Genomic DNA, 4257 nt, shown 5'->3' with positions numbered 1-4257 from the left:
CGGGCCTTTCGTATAAGGTGTATTATGTTAATTTTAGCAAATCTAAGTAATTATTATTTAAAAATAATGGGATAAATATGTTTAGTTTTGATAGTCCATCATTTCCATTAGAAGTGCTTTCATCAAAGAGCTTATATATTGAAATGTATTTTGAGGAAACTCTTTTAGCAAATGGAACAGGGTTTCTTGTAGCAAGAGATAAAGAAAAAAGATGTGTATTTTTTACTAACAAACATAATGTAACAGGAAAAAATCCAATAGACGGTAAGCACATCAGTCCAACTGCAGCTGAACCAACCCATATCGTTATTTATTTTCATAAAAACTTAGATGAGGCTATAGGGGAATGGCTTCCGATAAAACTACCTCTTTATAGAGATGATGGTACAAAATATTGGTATGAACACCCTACGCTAGGTAGTCATGTTGATGTTGTTGCCCTAAACCTAGAATGGGGATCGGATGTTAGAACTCTCCCATATTACTTAGACTTAGATTTAGATGATGCGCCATTAGATATCGTTCCATCTGAAACAGTTAGTGTTATTGGTTTTCCTTTTGGGCTGACTACTTATGGAAAGTTTCCAATTTGGTCAACAGGCTTTTTGGCACAAGAATTAGGACTTATTAATAAAGATAATCCTGTTTTTTTAATTGATTGTAGAACGAGACAAGGACAATCCGGTTCTGCCGTAGTAGCTTTCCGTAAAGGGACATACCGAACAATTGACTTAGAAAAAGGTAAAATCACACAGCATACAGCTGCAAATAAAAGTATATGGAAGTTTTTAGGTATTTACTGTGGAAGGGTAAATAAGGAATCTGATCTTGGAAGAGTATGGCATGTCTCTATATTCCCAGAGCTATATGACCTAGCAGTCAATGACTATGAAGAAAGAAAGAAAAAAGCCAAAGAGAAAGAAAGCTTTATAGAAAAAGTTGAAGTGAAATAGTTTCTATTTAATTATTAGGTAGGATATTTCTACTTGTGAATAACAAAGAAATTTAGAGTAAAAGGTACCAAATAAGAAAAGGCAGCTATTGCTAGCTGCCTTTTGAATTCATTGCGTCAAATAACCCACTAAATCTGCTAAAAAGGGGACTTAGTAGTTAGCGTTATGTGCGCCTACAACGTAATATTAGCTATTATTAACTCAATAAACAATAGTTTTTTGTAACAGGCTAATTTTTAATGCAAATTTCGGACAGTGCAGCATTTTTTAATTCTATATCTCATTCAAGAATTAATTCTTATAAAAACTATTTTGGTTCTCATCTATCTTCAGAAGAATTAATTGCTTGTTATCAATGGAATGAAACAGTATCAGTTACCTTTTTCAAAGTAATTAATCTCATTGAAATCATTCTAAGAAATAGATTCCACCTAACCTTAAGTAATCACTTCCATAGTATTCAAAAAGAACAAGTTATTACAAAATATGTACCACAAAGATCCTCGTTCAGATATCAGAATGTTCCAACGCTTGGGACTGTTGATTCATGTAATTGGTATGAAACTAGATTACTTGAAAAAAAAAGCTTACAAAAAGTACTAGATAAAACTCATCATAGATCAGGAGGTCCTCTCAGAATTTCAATATTTCCTGATGATTTAGTTGCAGGCTTAACACTTGGTTTTTGGTGTTCATTAATTCCTAAAAACTCATCCATGCCATGGGATCAGCAATTAAGCAATATTTTCCCAAATCATCGTTTAACCAAATCATTTATAGCCAATTATCGAAGTTCTCCAGCAACAGCCTCTAACCCCTGGCTTAATGTTGACAACGTACAACAAGTATCTAACAGGCTCGAACTATTAAATGAGTTTAGGAATAGAATTGCACATCATGAACCTCTATGGAAATTACCTGATCTTTATGATGAGATTCCTACATCTGCAGAGAAAAAAGGGACTATTATAGCGACAAAAACAACGAATAAAATTGAGACTTTTCAAAGATTAAACCTACTTCATAATAAGTTTATTGAGCTTTTAAGGTGGATTGATATCAATTTGGCGCAAGACTATCAATCATCTAAAAACTACCACTACTTAAAGTGGTTAATCTCTGATAATGGGTTTAATAGTTACATCAATAGATATCAGAATTTTGATCATTGCTTACATTCAAGTATATTGAAACGTAATTTAAATTCTCTGCTAAAACAGCAAGAATCTTTTCTAATATATAGAAATCATGGAAATATATACGCACTACTTCCAATCACCTAGTCTTTTTATGTGCAGAAAATGCTTCTAATCGACAAGATCTATTACCATCTAATATTTGGTATTTATTAAAAAATAAAAAGTTTAAACCTAAAGAAACTTAAGATTTAAAAAAAGTCTGCCAAAGGTAGGCTTTTTTTATTTAACATAAAATCTCATCTACGAAATCCAGATTCAAGACATAAAAAAGCCCGACATCCTGTCGGGCTTTTTCGTATTTGATGCGTTAGGTATAACTCCTGTCGTACCTGCATTCTCCATTGCTGTCTTTTCTTATTCTTATCTGGAGCATCCTGCTCTCTATGTCCTCATAATAGGAAATTGATGAAAAATGGTATAGACGCAAAGCACCTGAATGGATGTGCGCCAAAACGTACAAGTCTGACCACTTTTTATCCCAAGAGTTGTCCGCAGAAATTGGGGATTGTTTCGGCCGTGGATGGCTTGATAAATCACAACAACGCGTCATTTTGATTAAACATTGATCGATTTTATTGGCAAGAAGTATCAAACCTGCTCATAAAAAAGCCGACTTGTTTCTAAGTAGGCTTTTTACGGTTTTTGAGGTTGATCAAAAAATTTTAACTATATGAAAAACAATAATATTTTAAAGTGCGTTTCGTATAAGCTCTATTATGTTAAATAGGTGGTAATTGTTTATTACATCAACATCAAGAAAGAAGAGCAAGATTCTCTGAAAATCATTAAAATACTATTTTTATTAAATTAAAAGTAAGAATGATGAGTGTTGTTGCGATCATAATCCTTATTATAATTATAGGATTATCATTTACTCCTATAATTGAATACTATTTTAAAGATAAGTTCCCCTTCCTATCGGATTTGAAATCCTCAAACATTATTCTTATATATATTCTTACTTTTATAGAGGCATTTCTGATAGCTACAATTTTCTCTCCAGATAAAGTAAAAATAACTGGTGCAGAGCCTCTTGATATAGTTTCTTATTATGGAACTGTGATGACAGCTGTTGGTCTCATACTTACATTTATTGAAACTACAAGAAGTGTTAGAAGCAGCCAAAGTGTAAAAAATTCCTTAATAAAAGCAGTAAATGACTATGATAATCAACACTGTATGAATTTACTAAGTAGCCTTACAGAAGATATCTATTCGGACTCTTATACAGATGCATATCTAAATTTTAAAATTTTTCGAAAAATTTTATTGAAACATAGTGGTTACCAAAAAATAATTAAAGATTTTGATAAAGGCCCTAAAAATATTGATCCATCGGTAGCCCCAGAACATGCTGCAAAGGTAGATCCATCGGTAGCCCCAGAACATGCTGCAAAGGTAGATCCATCGGTAGCCCCAGAACATGCTGCAAAGGTAGATCCATCGGTAACCCCAGAACATGCTGCAAAGGTAGATCCATCGGTAGCCCCAGAACATAATGCAAAGGTAGATCCATCGGTAGCCCCAGAACATGCTGCAAAGGTAGATCTATTGATAAAAACGCCAGACTTAGAAGATAAAGAATGGTTGATGGAATATATTGCTACAAAAGCAATAGGACAAAGAATAGATAAACTAGAGTCTAAACTGATTATTCTTGCACATAAAGGCAAAGTGAGCCTTGCATCAATCTATAAAACAGATTTAATTAATGAAATAATGGTATTACGCTCGGTTGTTGAGAAAGAAGTGCACACATATGATTCCCACTAAATTCATAGATTTTATAAAAGATTTAAGATCCAAAACTATTAATGGTGAATTAATTTGGGAAATATATTCTGATCCTCAAATGGTCGAATATGATCATAGAAATTTTAATATTAGAGTTAGATATTACTTTGATGAAGATTTAACCATACCTTTTTTTTATGTTTATTATACCGATAAAATGAGGAACCAAGACTATGTTTTCAATACAAGCAAATATGAGTCTGATTATTTTTTAATAGAGGACCTTTTTGCTAATGCACAAGCTAGTGATTTTCAAAACCCTTGGTAAGATATTCTAAAATTAACATAATGCACGTTATGCGAAACGCTTG

General features: G+C 32.6%; 4 protein-coding genes. All 4 read left to right on the top strand.

The features are described 5' to 3' along the window. The first annotated feature begins 77 nt into the window (after positions 1-77). The 4 genes from ACX1N5_RS15595 to ACX1N5_RS15580 all read left to right on the top strand — a co-directional run bounded on the left by ACX1N5_RS15595 (position 78) and on the right by ACX1N5_RS15580 (position 4214). Positions 78-953 (top strand): trypsin-like peptidase domain-containing protein, encoded by an 876-nt coding sequence (locus tag ACX1N5_RS15595; RefSeq protein ID WP_458803541.1) that lies wholly within the window; start codon positions 78-80, stop codon positions 951-953. Between the two features lie 239 nt (positions 954-1192). Further along, a complete protein-coding gene (locus ACX1N5_RS15590; RefSeq protein ID WP_458803539.1) occupies positions 1193-2236 on the top strand; it encodes an Abi family protein in 1044 nt (347 codons plus the stop codon). Between the two features lie 738 nt (positions 2237-2974). After that, a complete protein-coding gene (locus ACX1N5_RS15585; RefSeq protein WP_458803538.1) occupies positions 2975-3925 on the top strand; it encodes a hypothetical protein in 951 nt (316 codons plus the stop codon). Further along, positions 3912-4214, top strand: coding sequence for a hypothetical protein (locus ACX1N5_RS15580; RefSeq protein WP_458803536.1), 303 nt, complete (start codon positions 3912-3914; stop codon positions 4212-4214). Before ACX1N5_RS15585 ends, ACX1N5_RS15580 begins: the two co-directional genes overlap by 14 nt. Positions 4215-4257: the final 43 nt, after the last annotated feature.

Source organism: Acinetobacter sp. ANC 4636 (genome assembly GCF_054454555.1).
Note: the sequence above shows the minus strand (reverse complement) of the source record. Positions and strands in the feature narration are given on the sequence as shown.